This is a genomic window from Enterobacter sp. AG326 (assembly GCF_004362415.1).
In the GTDB taxonomy this organism is placed as follows: Bacteria; Pseudomonadota; Gammaproteobacteria; order Enterobacterales; family Enterobacteriaceae; genus Enterobacter; species Enterobacter asburiae.
Genome location: NZ_SNXG01000002.1, coordinates 747,047 through 762,843, shown reverse-complemented (window position 1 = coordinate 762,843; position 15,797 = coordinate 747,047). Strand labels below are relative to the sequence as shown.

20 protein-coding genes and 1 other annotated feature are annotated in these 15,797 nt (G+C 53.3%); of the genes, 5 read left to right on the top strand and 15 right to left on the bottom strand.

Annotation, left to right across the window (positions count from 1 at the left end):
• Positions 1–10: 10 nt before the first annotated feature.
• The 13 genes from DFO52_RS10720 to thrS all read right to left on the bottom strand — a co-directional run bounded on the left by DFO52_RS10720 (position 11) and on the right by thrS (position 11,157).
• Positions 11–727, bottom strand: coding sequence for an EAL domain-containing protein (locus DFO52_RS10720; RefSeq protein ID WP_032657851.1), 717 nt, complete (start codon positions 725–727; stop codon positions 11–13).
• Between the two features lie 294 nt (positions 728–1,021).
• Positions 1,022–1,486: an NlpC/P60 family protein gene (locus DFO52_RS10715; protein WP_023335377.1), complete on the bottom strand. Its 465-nt coding sequence runs from the start codon at positions 1,484–1,486 to the stop codon at positions 1,022–1,024.
• A 74-nt stretch (positions 1,487–1,560) separates the two neighbouring features.
• Entirely contained in the window at positions 1,561–2,316 is a 756-nt protein-coding gene (gene btuD, locus DFO52_RS10710) for a vitamin B12 ABC transporter ATP-binding protein BtuD (protein ID WP_133550349.1), read from the bottom strand.
• On the bottom strand, positions 2,316–2,867 hold the full coding sequence (locus DFO52_RS10705; protein WP_023311298.1) for a glutathione peroxidase: 552 nt from the start codon (positions 2,865–2,867) through the stop codon (positions 2,316–2,318). Before DFO52_RS10705 ends, btuD begins: the two co-directional genes overlap by 1 nt.
• Before the next feature lie 34 nt (positions 2,868–2,901).
• Entirely contained in the window at positions 2,902–3,882 is a 981-nt protein-coding gene (gene btuC / locus DFO52_RS10700) for a vitamin B12 ABC transporter permease BtuC (RefSeq protein WP_133550348.1), read from the bottom strand.
• Positions 3,883–3,985: 103 nt separating this feature from the next.
• Positions 3,986–4,285: an integration host factor subunit alpha gene (gene ihfA, locus DFO52_RS10695; protein WP_003857805.1), complete on the bottom strand. Its 300-nt coding sequence runs from the start codon at positions 4,283–4,285 to the stop codon at positions 3,986–3,988.
• 4 nt (positions 4,286–4,289) lie between these two features.
• Positions 4,290–6,677, bottom strand: coding sequence for a phenylalanine--tRNA ligase subunit beta (pheT, locus tag DFO52_RS10690; protein ID WP_133550347.1), 2,388 nt, complete (start codon positions 6,675–6,677; stop codon positions 4,290–4,292).
• A 15-nt stretch (positions 6,678–6,692) separates the two neighbouring features.
• Complete coding sequence (pheS, locus tag DFO52_RS10685) at positions 6,693–7,676, bottom strand: phenylalanine--tRNA ligase subunit alpha (RefSeq protein WP_029740434.1); 984 nt, start codon at positions 7,674–7,676, stop codon at positions 6,693–6,695.
• Between the two features lie 62 nt (positions 7,677–7,738).
• Positions 7,739–7,863, bottom strand: a sequence feature (Phe leader region).
• Positions 7,814–7,858, bottom strand: coding sequence for a pheST operon leader peptide PheM (gene pheM / locus DFO52_RS10680; protein ID WP_001386830.1), 45 nt, complete (start codon positions 7,856–7,858; stop codon positions 7,814–7,816). It overlaps the preceding feature by 45 nt.
• Before the next feature lie 116 nt (positions 7,864–7,979).
• The gene (rplT, locus tag DFO52_RS10675) at positions 7,980–8,336 is read right to left on the bottom strand and encodes a 50S ribosomal protein L20 (protein ID WP_000124850.1); all 357 of its coding nucleotides are present in this window, start codon (positions 8,334–8,336) and stop codon (positions 7,980–7,982) included.
• Between the two features lie 51 nt (positions 8,337–8,387).
• The gene (rpmI, locus tag DFO52_RS10670; RefSeq protein ID WP_003030583.1) at positions 8,388–8,585 is read right to left on the bottom strand and encodes a 50S ribosomal protein L35; all 198 of its coding nucleotides are present in this window, start codon (positions 8,583–8,585) and stop codon (positions 8,388–8,390) included.
• Positions 8,586–8,682: 97 nt separating this feature from the next.
• The gene (gene infC / locus DFO52_RS10665) at positions 8,683–9,225 is read right to left on the bottom strand and encodes a translation initiation factor IF-3 (RefSeq protein WP_014069901.1); all 543 of its coding nucleotides are present in this window, start codon (positions 9,223–9,225) and stop codon (positions 8,683–8,685) included.
• 3 nt (positions 9,226–9,228) lie between these two features.
• On the bottom strand, positions 9,229–11,157 hold the full coding sequence (gene thrS, locus DFO52_RS10660) for a threonine--tRNA ligase (RefSeq protein ID WP_008500657.1): 1,929 nt from the start codon (positions 11,155–11,157) through the stop codon (positions 9,229–9,231).
• Between the two features lie 142 nt (positions 11,158–11,299).
• Between thrS and yncL the strand changes: the two genes are divergently transcribed.
• Both yncL and yniD read left to right on the top strand, forming a co-directional pair.
• Positions 11,300–11,572 (top strand): stress response membrane protein YncL, encoded by a 273-nt coding sequence (gene yncL / locus DFO52_RS23430; RefSeq protein ID WP_320206187.1) that lies wholly within the window; start codon positions 11,300–11,302, stop codon positions 11,570–11,572.
• 98 nt (positions 11,573–11,670) lie between these two features.
• Positions 11,671–11,778: a small membrane protein YniD gene (yniD, locus tag DFO52_RS10650; RefSeq protein WP_008500658.1), complete on the top strand. Its 108-nt coding sequence runs from the start codon at positions 11,671–11,673 to the stop codon at positions 11,776–11,778.
• An 80-nt stretch (positions 11,779–11,858) separates the two neighbouring features.
• Here yniD and DFO52_RS10645 read toward each other — a convergent pair whose 3' ends face one another.
• Positions 11,859–12,617, bottom strand: a complete 759-nt coding sequence (locus DFO52_RS10645) for a YdiY family protein (RefSeq protein WP_029740435.1) — start codon at positions 12,615–12,617, stop codon at positions 11,859–11,861.
• Between the two features lie 295 nt (positions 12,618–12,912).
• Here DFO52_RS10645 and pfkB point away from each other — a divergent pair, with 295 nt between their 5' ends.
• The 3 genes from pfkB (at position 12,913) to DFO52_RS10630 (ending at position 15,208) form a co-directional block, all read left to right on the top strand.
• On the top strand, positions 12,913–13,845 hold the full coding sequence (gene pfkB / locus DFO52_RS10640) for a 6-phosphofructokinase II (protein WP_059346545.1): 933 nt from the start codon (positions 12,913–12,915) through the stop codon (positions 13,843–13,845).
• Between the two features lie 106 nt (positions 13,846–13,951).
• Positions 13,952–14,242, top strand: coding sequence for a type V toxin-antitoxin system endoribonuclease antitoxin GhoS (gene ghoS / locus DFO52_RS10635; protein WP_047648044.1), 291 nt, complete (start codon positions 13,952–13,954; stop codon positions 14,240–14,242).
• Between the two features lie 105 nt (positions 14,243–14,347).
• On the top strand, positions 14,348–15,208 hold the full coding sequence (locus tag DFO52_RS10630) for a fructosamine kinase family protein (RefSeq protein ID WP_029740438.1): 861 nt from the start codon (positions 14,348–14,350) through the stop codon (positions 15,206–15,208).
• Positions 15,209–15,243: 35 nt separating this feature from the next.
• Here DFO52_RS10630 and DFO52_RS10625 read toward each other — a convergent pair whose 3' ends face one another.
• Complete coding sequence (locus tag DFO52_RS10625) at positions 15,244–15,780, bottom strand: YniB family protein (protein WP_047648045.1); 537 nt, start codon at positions 15,778–15,780, stop codon at positions 15,244–15,246.
• Positions 15,781–15,797: the final 17 nt, after the last annotated feature.

Sequence of the window (15,797 nt, the reverse complement as noted above, 5' to 3'; positions counted from 1 at the left end):
AAAGCAAGGGTTATCGCTGCTGAACCAGCGATGTAACGTGCTCCGCAGAGACGGCTGGCCAGAGTGCGCCCTGCATGGCGCCAAAATTGAAGGACAAAACGCGTTGCAACAGGCCGTGGTCGTCAATGCCCGAGACGATCACTGACTGGCAGTGCGGTGTGATTTGCCAGAGGATGGCGCGCATAAAAGGCTCAAAAGAGAGCTCCGGGGCACGCTGCTGAATGAAGCCTTTGTCGAGAATAACCCGTTTAAATAATCCATCATAGACCGCTTTGAGCGATGCGGCGCCTGCGCCAAAGTTTGCCAGGACCAACGGGAAATGGATTGCCATTCTCGCCAGCTGCAGATCGTCCTTTCCGTTATTTAAACCTGGATAATTCTCATTAACAGTAAACTCAAGAAACGGGTAACGCTCAAGGATTGAAACAGCGTTTCCATTACTTAATAAAAATTCAACTATTGCAGGTGTAATATTGATCCATGCAATTAACTGATGCTGAATAAAAAACAGTTTACAGGTATCAAGCAATTGCAATTTTTCGTTAAACAGCACTAACTCTTCAGCTGCTGAAAGCCGAGGGATAACAAGTTCAGTGGGGATCCGCACATCGCTGCCGACGCCAGTAAAGTTAACCAGAACCTCTAAACCTTTAAGCTCCCCTGCGCTATTACGGGCAGGCAGAAGCAGCAGTTCAGACTGGTAAGCATTATCTAGCGTAATAATCATTGCACTCGCTCCACATTAAAGATGAGAGAGGACATCCTGGAGCAATTGCCGACACAATTCCACTGTCTTGATTTTAATAAGATTAATTTCATTAGTTCCGTATTTATTTTCAGATTTATCCCTGAATCTAAATTAATTTTATCCTGGTTGTCGAATAATAGCCAGTTTTAGATAAAACAGACACATGCAGGATTCGCTAATTTTAGATAAATTTAACTTTAAGCATCTTATTTGAGAAAAAACGGCATGATTTATTAGATACCATGCCGTCATAAGAGAAGTGTCTGACAATGACTATATACGTCGAGCCTGCCAGAAATTTTTACGCCAGTAAACATTATCAAGAGAAGAGCGCATCACGCCGCGGCTTGTCGAGGCGTGAATGAACTGATTGTCTGTATCATATATCCCCACATGAAGACCGCTTTCACCCGATCCGGTTTTGAAGAAAACCAGGTCTCCGGGCAGAAGATCGTCTTTATCAATTTCAGTGCCTATTTCTGCCTGTTTGCGCGTTTCGCGCGGAAGCTGTAAATCAAACTTATCGCGGAACGTCATCAGAACGAAACCGGAGCAATCCACGCCGCCGCGGCTCATTCCGCCGTAGCGATAAGGCGTGCCGCGCCAGTTGCTCAGCTGATCGTTAAGGCTGGCAATGACGGTGATCGAATCTGAAAGCCGTGGGTTAGGCGGCGGCGCACGATGGCTACTGCATCCCGCAAGAAAAAGTGTGGCCATCAGGAGAAACCAGAATCGCATTTTCAGACGAATCCTCTGCTTTTTTTGTTCTTTTCGTAATTTAGCGTGCAATTGTGCTAAGAGGCAAGAAACGGTTACGTCTGCCCGGTAGAAATCAGCATCTTATGTCCCTCTATATCCAGCCTGCGGAACGACATGTTGTACGCGCGGGCAAGATGGGGCGGCGTAAGAACCCGATCCCGCGCGCCGCTGGCGATCATCTTTCCCTGCGACAGCAGCCACACCCGGTGGGCATGACGCAGGGTGTGGTTGAGGTCATGACTGCTCATCACCACGGCGATACCTTTTCGGCTCAGGGTGCTTAACAGCGTATCCAGTGCCGCCTGCTGCGCCACGTCCAGACCGCTCATAGGTTCATCGAGAAGCAGCATTCGCCCGTGAGGATTACCTGCCGGGTGGATCTGAAGAATGACGGCCGCCAGACGCACCCGCTGCCACTCTCCGCCGGAAAGCTGGCTGGCATGCCGGGACAGTTTATCTTCCAGCCCCAGGGCCGCGGCAACGTCCGTCAGCAGTGACGTTTGTTGTTTGTCGTGCAAATGCAGCATCAGATAGTGCCAGACCGGCATCGCAAAAGGCGGCACCTGCTGCTGCACAAGGTAACTGCGCCGGTGCGCCAGCGAGACCGGTGACCAGTCGGCGAGCGTATGCTCCAGCAGCGTTATCTGCCCTTCTCCGTCGGTCATGCCCGCCATCCGTGCCAGCAGCGTGCTCTTCCCTGCACCGTTTGGCCCGACAAGATGCAGGATTTCTCCCGCATTGATGGTACCGGTTATCGGCTCCAGACGTCCCCTCTCGGCGACGTCCGTGAGCTGCATCAGCAACGACATTATTTCGCCAGCGCCAGCTTGATCGATTCCATGACGATCGGATCCTCAGGGGTCATATCCGGCGAAAAACGCTGAACGACCTGGCCGTCGCGGCCAATCAGGAATTTTTCAAAATTCCACAGGATATCGTCCGGGTAAAGCGGCGCGCGGCCTTTGCTGGCCATGCGTTCATAAAAACCGCTTCCTTCAGGCGCAACGGCCTTCGGCGCGGCAGCGATCAGTTTCGCATACAGAGGATGGCGGTCTTCGCCGTTGACATCGATTTTGCTGAACATCGGGAACGTCACGCCATAGGTGGTGCTGCAGAAGGTTTTAATCTCCTCTTCGCTGCCCGGCTCCTGGCCCAGGAACTGATTGCACGGGAAGCCCAGCACGGTGAAACCGTCTTTCTCCCAGGCCTTCTGAATGTTTTCCAGCTGCTCGTACTGCGGCGTCAGGCCACATTTCGATGCTACGTTGACGATAAGCAGCACGTTGCCTTTGTAGCCTTCCAGCGTGGTGTTATCGCCGTCAATGGTGGTCACTTCAGTATTCAGGATATCTGACTGCATAGCATTCCCTCAGGTTGTTTTACGGCTTATTGATTTAACGTCCAGCTTTTAATAGTAGCCAGATAAATACCGGCGCGCCCAGCGTGGCGGTCACCACGCCAATCGGCAGCTCTGCGGCCGTCAGGGCAAGCCGGGCGATGATATCAGCCACCAGCAGCGTGACGGCCCCGGCAACCGCCGAGGCCGGAAGCAGGGTCCGATGGTCCGTGAGGCCACACAGGCGCAGCATGTGCGGAATAACCAGCCCGATGAAGCCGATCGCGCCCGCCAGAGCCACGCTGACGCCGACCAGCCAGCCAATAGCTATTACCAGCACATTACGCCAGAACCCAATCGGCATGCCGAGCTGGCGGGCAGAGGTTTCACCCAGCGCGAGCATATTAAGCGGCTGCGCCTGCAGGGCAGCCCAGACGATGACCGGCACCAGCAGCGCCATCAGCCAGCCCTGGTGCCAGTCAACGCCTCCAAAGCCGCCCATCATCCAGTACATCAGCTGACGCAGGTCAAAGGATGTTGAGAAGTAGACCGCCCAAGTCATCAGCGCGCTACAGATGATCCCCAGCGCCACGCCGGCAAGCAGCAGGCGGCTGGTCGATAAGTGCCGTCTGGCAAAACGAAGAAGGATCGCGGTGATTAGCAGCGCGCCGAGGATAGCGCTCAGGCTAATACTCCATCCGGAGAGTTCTCCTCCGCCGAGCATTACCGCCGCAATCAGGCCTACGCCTGCGCCGTTTGACACGCCGAGCAGCCCGGGCTCCGCCAGAGGGTTTTCAAACAACGCCTGCATTATGGTGCCGCACAGCGCCAGCGCGGCGCCGACCAGAAGCACCGCGACGGTGCGCGGCAGGCGAATTTGCCAGACGAAGAGCTGCCCGTCCGGCCCCAACCAGCTTTCAGGCCCGATCCATCTGTCGCCCGCGCAGAGGCTTACGCCTGCGGCGACAATGAGCAACAGCACCAGCAAAAACAGGCGACGCTTATCGGAACGGTGCTGGCGATGAGCATAATCAAGCATGTGTACGGTTTTAGTAGCGTGAGATGTAATTGATTTTACGGCGGGTTTGCCGGAGAGCGCAAAGAAAAAAGGCCGCGTGGGCGGCCTTTTTAGTTAGTTCATATTACTCTGCTTTGGGCGTTGCGTTTTCGACACGGCTTTTCAACTTCTGGCCGGGTCTGAAGGTCACCACGCGGCGGGCTGTAATGGGAATATCTTCCCCCGTCTTCGGGTTGCGGCCCGGACGTTGGTTTTTGTCTCGCAAATCAAAATTGCCAAAACCGGAGAGTTTTACCTGCTCACCATTTTCCAGAGCACGACGGATCTCTTCGAAAAACAGCTCTACCAGCTCTTTGGCATCCCGTTTGCTAAGCCCAAGCTTATCAAACAGATATTCTGACATTTCAGCTTTTGTAAGCGCCATAGGTTCAATCCCTCAATGATGCCTGGAATCGCTCTTTTAATGCCTCTACACATTTGGCGACGGTAGCGGCAATCTCCTCTTCTTCGAGTGTACGGCTGGTATCCTGAAGGATAAGGCTAATAGCGAGGCTCTTGAAACCTTCTGCTACGCCCTTGCCGCGGTACACGTCAAATAAGTTTACGCCAACTACCTGATTTACGCCAACTTTCTTACATTCGGCCAAAATATCTGCTGCGGGCACATTTTCCGCGACCACAACCGCGATATCACGGCGGTTTGCCGGGAAGCGGGAGACGTCCTGAGCCTGAGGAATAACGCGGTCAGCCACCAGGTTCCATTCCAGCTCGAACACGATGGTACGGCCGTTCAGGTCCAGCTTGCGCTCCAGCTCAGGGTGAACAACCCCAATAAAACCAACGCGTTTGCCGTCTAAATAGATGGCTGCGCTCTGGCCCGGATGCAGGGCCGGAATGGCTTCTGCGCGGAATTCAATTTCAGATAATTTACCGGTCAGATCCAGAATCGCTTCCAGATCGCCCTTCATATCGTAGAAATCAACCGTGCCTTTTGCCAGGTCCCAGTGCTCTTCATAGCGGTTGCCGCTGATGGCGCCAGCCAGCATGAGATCCTGACGGATGCCTAAATTTGCCTGATTATCCGGTACAAAGCGCAAACCGCTTTCGAAAATTCGCACGCGGTTTTGCTGGCGATTCTGGTTATAAACGACAGTGCCCAGCAGGCCCGTCCACAGAGACAGACGCATCGCGGACATTTCGCTGGAGATTGGGCTTGGCAGGATCAGCGCCTCCTGACCCGGGTGGATCAGCTGCTGCAGCTTTGGATCAACGAAGCTGTAGGTGATCACCTCCTGGTAGCCTTTGTCGTTCAGCATGGTTTTCACACGCTTCAGGGACAGGTCGGCTTCACGGTGGGTGCCCATCACCAGACCCGCCTGGACAGGCTCGTCAGGAATGTTGTTGTAGCCGTAAACGCGGGCCACTTCTTCCACCAGATCTTCTTCAATTTCCATGTCGAAACGCCATGATGGCGCAACTGCTTTCCACTCGTCCTGGCCTTCGGTTACTTCACAGCCCAGACGTTTCAGGATGTCAGTTACCTGCGTATCGGCAACGTGGTGGCCAATCAGGCGATCCAGCTTGCTGCGGCGCAGGGTGATGGTCGCTCGCTTCGGCAGGGTCGCTTCGTTGGTGACGTCGATAACCGGGCCCGCTTCGCCGCCGCAGATGTCGATCAGCAGGCGGGTCGCACGTTCCATCGCTTTGTACTGCAGCGCCGGGTCAACGCCGCGCTCGTAGCGATGAGAGGCATCGGTATGCAGGCCGTGACGGCGTGCGCGACCGGTGATGGAGAGTGGGCTGAAGAACGCGCATTCCAGCAGGACGTTTTGCGTCTCGTCGTTGACACCCGAATGCTCGCCACCGAAGATACCGCCCATTGCCAGCGCTTTGCTGTGGTCAGCAATTACCAGGGTATCGGCGTTCAGTTTCGCTTCGCTGCCGTCCAGCAGAACCAGGGTTTCGCCCTCTTTCGCCATGCGCACAACGATGCCGCCGTCGATACGATCTTTATCGAACGCGTGCATTGGCTGGCCCAGCTCCAGCAGAACGTAGTTGGTCACGTCGACCACGGCGTCGATAGAGCGAATACCGCAGCGGCGCAGCTTCTCTTTCATCCACAGCGGGGTTGGCGCTTTCACGTTGATGCCTTTCACCACGCGACCGAGGTAGCGCGGACAAGCATCCGCAGCGTCAACCTGAATAGGCAGCACGTCACCGATGGTCGCTTCAACCGGCGCGATTTCCGGCGCATTCAGTTCAGTCTGGTTCAGCACGGCCACGTCGCGCGCCACGCCGATGATGCCTAAGCAGTCGGCACGGTTTGGCGTGACGCTGATTTCAATGGTGTTGTCATCAAGCTTCAGGTATTCACGGATATCGGTGCCGACTGGCGCATCCAGCGGCAGCTCAATGATGCCGTTGTGGTCGTCGGAAATACCCAGCTCGGAGAAGGAGCACAGCATGCCTTCAGACGGCTCGCCGCGCAGCTTAGCCGCTTTAATTTTGAAATCACCTGGCAGCACCGCACCGACGGTCGCCACGGCCACCTTCAGGCCCTGACGGCAGTTTGGCGCACCGCAGACGATATCCAGCAGACGGTCACCGCCCACGTTTACTTTTGTTACGCGCAGTTTGTCAGCGTTAGGGTGCTGACCGCACTCGACTACTTCGCCGACGACCACGCCGTTGAAGGCTCCGGAAACCGGCTCAACACCGTCCACTTCCAGACCCGCCATGGTGATCTGGTTAGAAAGCGCGTCGCTGTCCAGCGTGGTGTTCACCCACTCGCGTAACCACAGTTCACTGAATTTCATTGTTCTGTCCTGCCCTTATTTAAACTGTTTGAGGAAACGCAGATCGTTTTCGAAGAATGCACGTAAGTCGGTCACGCCGTAACGCAGCATGGTCAGACGCTCCATGCCCATGCCGAAGGCAAAGCCGGAGTAAACTTCCGGATCGATACCCACGTTGCGCAGTACGTTTGGATGCACCATGCCGCAGCCCAGCACTTCCAGCCATTTGCCGTTTTTACCCATCACGTCAACTTCCGCAGACGGTTCGGTGAACGGGAAGTAGGACGGGCGGAAACGAACCTGCAGATCTTCCTCAAAGAAGTTGTTCAGAAAATCGTGCAGCGTGCCCTTCAGGTTGGTGAAGCTGATGTTTTTATCAACAATCAGACCTTCCATCTGGTGGAACATTGGGGTGTGGGTCTGATCGTAGTCGTTACGATAGACGCGGCCCGGCGCGATAATACGAATTGGCGGCGCCTGATCCTTCATGGTACGGATCTGAACGCCGGAGGTCTGAGTACGCAGCAGACGCGTAGCGTCGAACCAGAAAGTGTCGTGGTCAGCGCGTGCCGGATGATGGCCAGGAATGTTCAGGGCGTCGAAGTTGTGGTAATCATCTTCGATTTCCGGGCCAGTCGCCACGGTAAAGCCGAGCTCACCGAAGAAACTTTCAATACGATCGATGGTGCGGGTAACCGGATGCAGACCACCGTTTTCGATACGGCGACCCGGCAGAGAAACGTCGATCGTCTCTGCGGCCAGACGCGCATTCAGCACCGCGCTTTCCAGCTCGGCTTTGCGCGCGTTCAGCGCCTGCTGTACCTGCTCTTTAGCTTCGTTAATCACCGCACCCGCTGCCGGGCGTTCTTCTGCCGGCAGCTCACGCAGGGTTGTCATCTGAAGGGTCAGGTGCCCTTTCTTCCCAAGATATTCGACGCGGACATTGTCTAACGCGGCAACATCTGAGGCCTGATTAATGGCGGCTGTTGCACTGGCAACCAGCTCTGCGAGATGTGACATGATTTTCCTCATTATGTCGGTGCAGACACCGATTTGGTGGAGTTATTCTCTCAAATTCAGGCACAAAAAAAGCCTCCATCGGGAGGCTTATCTGGCGCTGTTTTTCGTTTCATCTTTCACGCGCTAGCCTCCTGAAATCAGGTGCTAAAGTAAAAGAAGAAGCGGAAAATAGCAGCATTCATGCTTGCGTTACCTTGTCTGGTAAAACCGTTAAGACCTTATTGAAAAGCCTGGACGGATAAATGTCAATCTTCTGATGGTGTTAAATGAAAAGAGGGAGCAAAGCCCCCTCTTTCAACTGGCTTATGCCAGTGCTGCTTTCGCTTTTTCGACCAGAGCGGTGAACGCTACTTTGTCGAATACTGCGATGTCAGCCAGGATCTTACGGTCGATTTCAACAGAGGCTTTTTTCAGGCCGTTGATGAATTTGCTGTAAGAAATACCGTTCTGACGTGCTGCTGCGTTGATACGCGCAATCCACAGTTGACGGAACTGACGCTTACGCTGACGACGGTCACGGTAAGCGTACTGACCTGCTTTGATAACAGCCTGGAAGGCAACGCGGTAAACGCGTGAACGCGCACCGTAGTAGCCTTTAGCTTGTTTCAAAATTTTCTTGTGACGTGCACGTGCAATTACACCACGTTTTACGCGAGCCATATGTGCTCTCCTGTATCTATATTCTTAGTAAAAAAATTAAACGTTAACGGCTTATGCGTACGGCAGGCACGCGATAACCAGACCCAGATCGCCTTTAGAAACGAGGCCTTTTGGACGCAGGTGACGTTTACGCTTAGTAGATTTTTTGGTCAGAATATGACGCAGGTTTGCGTGCTTACGCTTAAATCCACCACCACCGGTTTTTTTGAAGCGCTTAGCAGCACCGCGTACGGTCTTAATTTTTGGCATCTTAATAACTTCCACTTCGCATTGTTAAATAAACGAAACATAGGCGAACAAAACCTATGAAACCCGAAGGCTCCACAGATTTTGCTGCTTGAAGGCCTTACTGTTTCTTCTTAGGAGCGAGCACCATGATCATCTGGCGGCCTTCGATCTTCGTAGGGAAGGATTCGACTACTGCCAGTTCACTCAGATCGTCACGGACGCGGTTAAGCACTTCCATACCAATCTGTTGGTGGGCCATCTCACGACCGCGGAAACGCAGTGTGATCTTGGCCTTATCGCCATCTTCCAGAAAGCGAATCAGGCTGCGGAGTTTTACCTGATAATCGCCATCGTCGGTACCAGGACGGAATTTGATTTCCTTAACCTGGATAACTTTTTGCTTCTTCTTCTGTTCCTTAGAAGACTTACTCTTTTCATAAAGGAACTTGCCGTAGTCCATGATACGACAAACTGGCGGTTCGGCGTTAGGGCTGATTTCAACTAAATCTACTCCAGCTTCTTCAGCTTTTTCGATCGCTTCTCTCAGACTCACAATCCCCAGTGGTTCACCTTCAAGATCTGTTAAGCGAACTTCCTGGGCGCGAATCTCGCCATTGATACGATTCGGACGTGCCGTTTGAACTCGTTTTCCGCCTTTAATACCTTATTCCTCCAGTTGTTGAAGACTGCGGCTGCGAATCTCTTGTTGCAGCTTCTCAATCACTTCACTTACGTCCAGGCTGCCCAGGTCTTTACCACGGCGGGTGCGAACGGCAACTTTGCCTGCTTCCACCTCTTTATCACCACAGACCAACATATACGGGACACGACGTAAAGTGTGCTCGCGGATTTTAAAGCCAATCTTCTCATTTCTCAAGTCTGCTTTTACGCGAATGCCCGCATTTTGCAGTTTCTGCGTCAATTCTTTAACGTAATCTGCCTGAGAATCGGTAATGTTCATCACCACGACCTGCACTGGCGCAAGCCAGGTTGGGAAGAAGCCAGCGAACTCTTCGGTCAGGATGCCGATGAAGCGCTCCAGAGAACCGAGAATTGCACGGTGAATCATTACCGGTACCTGACGCTCGTTGTCTTCGCCAACATAAGAGGCGCTTAAACGCTGCGGCAGGGAGAAGTCCAGCTGTACAGTACCGCACTGCCATGCGCGATCGAGGCAGTCATACAGGGTAAATTCAATTTTCGGACCGTAGAATGCGCCCTCGCCCAGCTGGTATTCGAACGGAATGCCGTTCTCTTCCAGCGCCACGGCGAGATCCGCTTCTGCGCGATCCCAGGTCTCATCGCTACCGATACGTTTTTCCGGACGCGTTGAGAGTTTGACGACGATCTTCTCGAAGCCAAAGGTGCTGTACATATCGTAGACCATACGAATACAGGCGTTAACTTCGTCACGGACCTGATCTTCAGTACAGAAGATATGCGCATCATCCTGAGTAAAGCCACGAACGCGCATCAGACCGTGCAGCGCACCTGATGGTTCGTTACGGTGGCAGCTACCGAACTCCGCCATACGCAGCGGCAGGTCGCGGTAGGACTTCAGACCCTGGTTGAAGATCTGAACGTGGCCCGGGCAGTTCATTGGCTTGATGCAGTATTCACGGTTCTCAGACGAGGTGGTGAACATCGCATCTTTGTAGTTGTCCCAGTGGCCGGTTTTTTCCCACAGCACACGGTCCATCATGAACGGGCCTTTCACTTCCTGATACTGGTACTCTTTCAGCTTGGAGCGTACGAAAGTTTCCAGTTCACGGAAGATAGTCCAGCCGTCGTTATGCCAGAACACCATACCCGGCGCTTCTTCCTGCATGTGGTACAGGTCAAGCTGCTTACCGATTTTACGGTGGTCACGCTTCGCCGCCTCTTCCAGGCGCAGCAGGTACGCGTTCAGGGCTTTTTTATCGGCCCACGCGGTACCATAGATACGCTGCAACATCTTGTTGTTGCTGTCGCCACGCCAGTAGGCGCCCGCGATCTTCATCAGCTTAAAGTGATGACAGAAGCGCATGTTCGGCACGTGCGGTCCACGGCACATGTCGACGTATTCTTCGTGATGGTACAAGCCAGGCTTGTCATCATGCGAAATGTTTTCGTCAAGAATAGAGACTTTATAGCTCTCGCCGCGCTTCACGAAGGTTTCACGCGCTTCGTGCCAGCTGACTTTCTTCTTGATGACGTCATAGTTCGTTTCGGCGAGCTCGTGCATGCGTTTTTCGAGCGCGTCGATATCTTCCTGAGTCAGGGTGTGGTCAAGGTCAACGTCATAGTAGAAACCGTTGTCGATAACCGGACCGATCGCCATTTTGGTGTTTGGCCACAGCTGTTTGATGGCATGGCCTAACAGGTGCGCGCAGGAGTGACGAATGATCTCCAGACCTTCTTCGTCTTTCGCAGTGATGATTGCAAGCGTCGCATCGTTTTCGATCAGATCGGAAGCATCCACCAGCTCACCGTTAACGCGGCCAGCGATAGTCGCTTTCGCGAGACCAGGACCAATGTCCAGGGCAACATCCATTGGGCTAACAGCACGGTCGAAATGGCGTTGGCTGCCATCAGGAAGAGTAATTACAGGCATTTTATATCCTTATTTGCAGTGATGCCCCACACATAAGAGCATATACAAAGAAAATAATCGTGATTTGACAATAGATTACGACACCATCTGACCAACAATCGTCAAATTGGTTCGTCATCATTCACCTGCCGAATTCAGATTAATGCGGATTTACGGCAAGCGACGTAATGTTAACACTAACGGAAAGGAGATTGCACCCTCTGCGGCCAGATTGATGGGCTGGCACTTTCGTACGAATCTGCAGGTTGCTTCTCCCCTGCGCTCGCATTTCGAAGATGCTGGGCTACTCTTGAACAGGTCTTTAAACCCAAAGGTGCATACCATGAACGTATCCAGCAGAACGGTTGTGATATTGAATGTCCTTTCCGCCACAGGTTTATTGTTGATACTCGCCGAACGATTCCACTGGTTCTGAGCCGAACCCTGCGCTGGCATAACCTAATCGATCCCGAGAAGGGGCATATTTCGGCCCTGTTTGGTAGACTGTGGGTATCAACCAACAAGGATTAGGTTATGCCAACTAAACGATTTGCCGTAAAACACTGGAAAATGGTGCTGGTGCTGATTGCCATCTGCGGCGCAATGCTGCTACTCCGTTGGGCGGCAATGATTTGGGGCTAGGGGCGAAGACAAGTCATCAGAAGGGACGTCAAAAGACCGCAGACAATAAACGGGCCGACCTTATCATCGGCCCGCTTTTATTACATTCTATAACCCAGTGAAACCGTGGTTCTGCGGTCGGTATGATCCGGCGCAGATTCTGGTGGTGAAGAGTTCCAGGTCACGTTGTAGGCGACTTTCAGGCCAAAGTGTTCGTTGATAGCCACGTTCAGCGCCGTCTCAGAGTTCAGCGTCGTGTCGTCGGCACCAAATACAGAAACACCCTGGGTGAATTTGGTGTTGTCAGTCATCTGCCAGGCATAGGTACCGGAAGCGTAACCGAGCGGTTGGGTTTTGGTATCGCCATTGGTGTACTCGTCATAACGCACACCAGGACCGAATTCAAAACGGAGGCTGTGTACCGGACCGTTCAGGAACTGGCGACCATAACCGGCGGTGAACACATCGCGCTGGCGATAACCGTTGTAACGGTCAGTTAACCAGCTTGCCTGTCCAAACAGGTAGTCATAGTCGGTCATGTTGTAACGGCTACGTCCGCCTACCGCATATTTCTCGGAAGAACGTTCGTCATTAGCGGAAGTGTTGCTGGCATTACCCCACAGAGACCAGGCGGTGGTGTTGCCGTACCAGGTGAGCGTACTGTCCGCCGTCAGAGAAGAGCTTTTCGTGTTACCGGATTGTGCCAGGTACCCGGCGTTCAGGTTACCTTCAAACGGTTTTTTCGCGGTGGAAGGATCGTCCATGACAGTAAAAACGGTATCATCAGCGGTCGCGTTCATAGCCGCAAACACGCCACCCGCTAGCATCAGTGCAGCGGGCACTGTCTTTAAAAGCTTCATTTTATTAAGGAGTCCGTACAACAAAAAAAGAGACCACACGGTCCCGGAATCTTTCTTGAGGATCAATGACAAGGCGTCCAGAGAAAGGTAACAAATTATAAAAAGCCGCAAATAACATAGCAATGTTTTCTTATTTCATTTTTTGAATAAGAACGATCTCAAAAAGCGTTTTATTTTATATATCCCCCGCCTCACTTTTTGTCAGTATTCATATTTAAAATCATACTGTTATTTACATTGCCTTCCTGACAAATGGTGCCAGGCTAATAAGAACCCATGCTAAAAGGAGGTAATGATGGTTTCTATTTATACTCTGACGCTCTCCCCTTCCCTGGATTCCGCCACCCTGACGCCGCAGATTTACCCGGAAGGTAAATTGCGCTGTAGCGCCCCGGTCTTTGAGCCCGGCGGCGGCGGGATCAACGTGGCGCGCGCCATTACACATCTCGGCGGCAAAGCCACGGCAATTTTCCCCGCAGGCGGTGCCACCGGTGAACATCTGATCTCTCTACTGGCCGATGAACAGGTGGCTGTTGAAACCGTTGAGGCCAAAGACTGGACGCGGCAAAACCTGCACGTCCACGTGGGATCCAGCGGCGAGCAGTACCGTTTTGTCATGCCGGGCGCGAAACTCAGCGATGACGAGTTTCGTCAGCTTGAAGAGAAAGTGCTGACGATAGAAAGCGGCGCGCTGCTGGTGATAAGCGGCAGCTTGCCGCCCGGCGTAAGCACGGAAAAATTAACGGCGCTGATTCAGGCTGCGCAACAGCGCGGCATCCGCTGCATTGTCGACAGCAGCGGCGAGGCCCTGCAGGCGGCCCTGGTGCCGGGCAATCTGGAGCTGGTCAAACCCAACCAGAAAGAGCTAAGCGCGCTGGTCAACCGCGAACTGACGCAGCCTGATGATGTGCGCACCGCCGCGCAGGAGCTGGTGCGCAGCGGAAAAGCGCGGCGCGTAGTTGTCTCCCTTGGCCCTCAGGGGGCGCTGGCAGTCGATGAGTCTTCGTCCGTTCAGGTTGTCCCACCGCCGATGAAGAGTCAGAGCACGGTTGGCGCGGGCGATAGCATGGTGGGTGCGATGACGCTAAAACTGGCGCAGGGCGCGTCTCTGCTCGAAATGACACGCTACGGCGTGGCGGCGGGCAGCGCCGCCACCATCAACCAGGGCACGCGTCTCTGTTCGCTTGCCGATACGCAAAAAATCGTCGATTACCTGTCCCGAAATTAACCCCTTTTCCCCTTCGTCTTTACGGAGGGGAATGTCCTCTCTGAGTCGCCAAACGCAAACTATCGACTATGCTAAGAAAACTTCCATGATAACAATGAGGTGAATTATGAGCAGTGGTGACATCACACGCTACGTCGTGACCATCAACCTTCATGAAGCATCGCTGACCGAGCTGAATGAGCTCAACAATGCTTTCACCCGGGCTAATTTTCTCCTTACGCTGACGGATGACGAGGGCAATATTCATGATTTAGGCACCCTGGCATTTGGTCTGATCGGCGCCCTGAGCCAGGAAGAGGTTCATGCGCTGGCCGCCAGTCTGGTGGAGAGCGTGACCGACAAGCCTGCCGAAATCGACGTGGATACATGGGAAAGCTGGCGGAAAAAAGAACAATAAGTGCGCTGTATGAATTTAAACCGCTCAGGTGTGCGTTAGTTCGTATTTTTTTACCGCAGTTATGCGCTAACTTTATGATCTGGCAGACAACATGGGAGAGACAACATGTGGCAGGCTATCAGTCATCTTTTACGTGAGCAGCTGGGTGAAGGTGAAATTGAACTGCGTAACGAACTGCCAGGCGGTGAGATCCACGCCGCGTGGCATTTACGCTACGCAGGACGCGATCTTTTCGTTAAGTGCGATGAGCGAGAGCTGCTTCCAATATTTACCGCCGAAGCCGACCAGCTGGAGCTGTTGTCGCGCAGTAAAACGGTCACGGTCCCGCAGGTTCTGGCCGTGGGGAGCGACCGCGACTACAGCTTCCTGGTAATGGAATATCTCCCCGCCCGCCCGCTGGATGCCCATAATGCGTTCATCCTTGGCCAACAGTTAGCGCGCCTGCATCAATGGAGCGACCAGCCGCAGTTTGGTCTCGATTTTGACAACGATCTCTCCACCACGCCACAGCCCAATGCCTGGCAGCGTCGCTGGTCGACATTTTTTGCTGAGCAGCGCATTGGCTGGCAGCTTGAGCTGGCCGCCGAAAAAGGACTGGAATTTGGCAATATCGACGCCATCGTTGAGCACGTTCAACAGCGTCTGGCATCCCACCAGCCTCAGGCGTCGCTGCTTCACGGCGATTTGTGGTCCAATAACTGCGCGCTGGGTCCCAACGGCCCGTACATCTTTGACCCGGCCTGCTACTGGGGTGACAGAGAGTGCGATCTTGCCATGCTGCCGCTTCACCCTGAACAGCCGCCGCAAATATACGACGGATACCAGTCTGTTTCCCCCCTGCCGCCCGGTTTCCTCGACCGCCAGCCGGTGTATCAGCTATATACGCTGATGAACCGTGCCATTCTTTTTGGCGGAGAACACCTTGTTAACGCGCAGCGGGCACTCGAGCGTATGCTTGCCGCCTGAGAAGAGACGGGTGGCCTTGCCGCCACCCCTATCGCTTACAGAAAACCGAGCAGTGAGAAGAAGAAGTATCCCGCCACAATGATGATTACGGGAAGAATATAGAGCGGGAAAATTTGCAGGAAAATGGTGTGACGCGGCACAACGATGCGGGATTCAATCTGATCCCGACTCATTCCTTCCGGGCCTTTGGCCTGCTCCAGAATCAACTGATCCTCAACACCTTCGCGTAAAAAGCGCGTCTGGCGACTCATTCTCGCGCCAGAGGCCTGCAGCGCCAGCGCGACAAAGATCAGGGCATATATCACCCAAAAGCCGATATTCAGCTGTTGATGAAAATCCGGGGTGGGTGAGTTAAACCAGAAGACATTCAAAAATGGCGTATTAAAACGCATCATCTCAATCATGACATGAGCGAAATCAAGCATTACCGCATTGATACCCGGCTGTTTTTCGCTGTGATCGTACATAAATTTGAGTACAGAAATCAGCGTAGAAATGACGGCAGGAATAAAAATCACCCAGCCAGCAATACGTTTTAAGACCGCAATGCGTCCAGCTTGTTGATACGTCATCAGTTCCTCTTCATAAA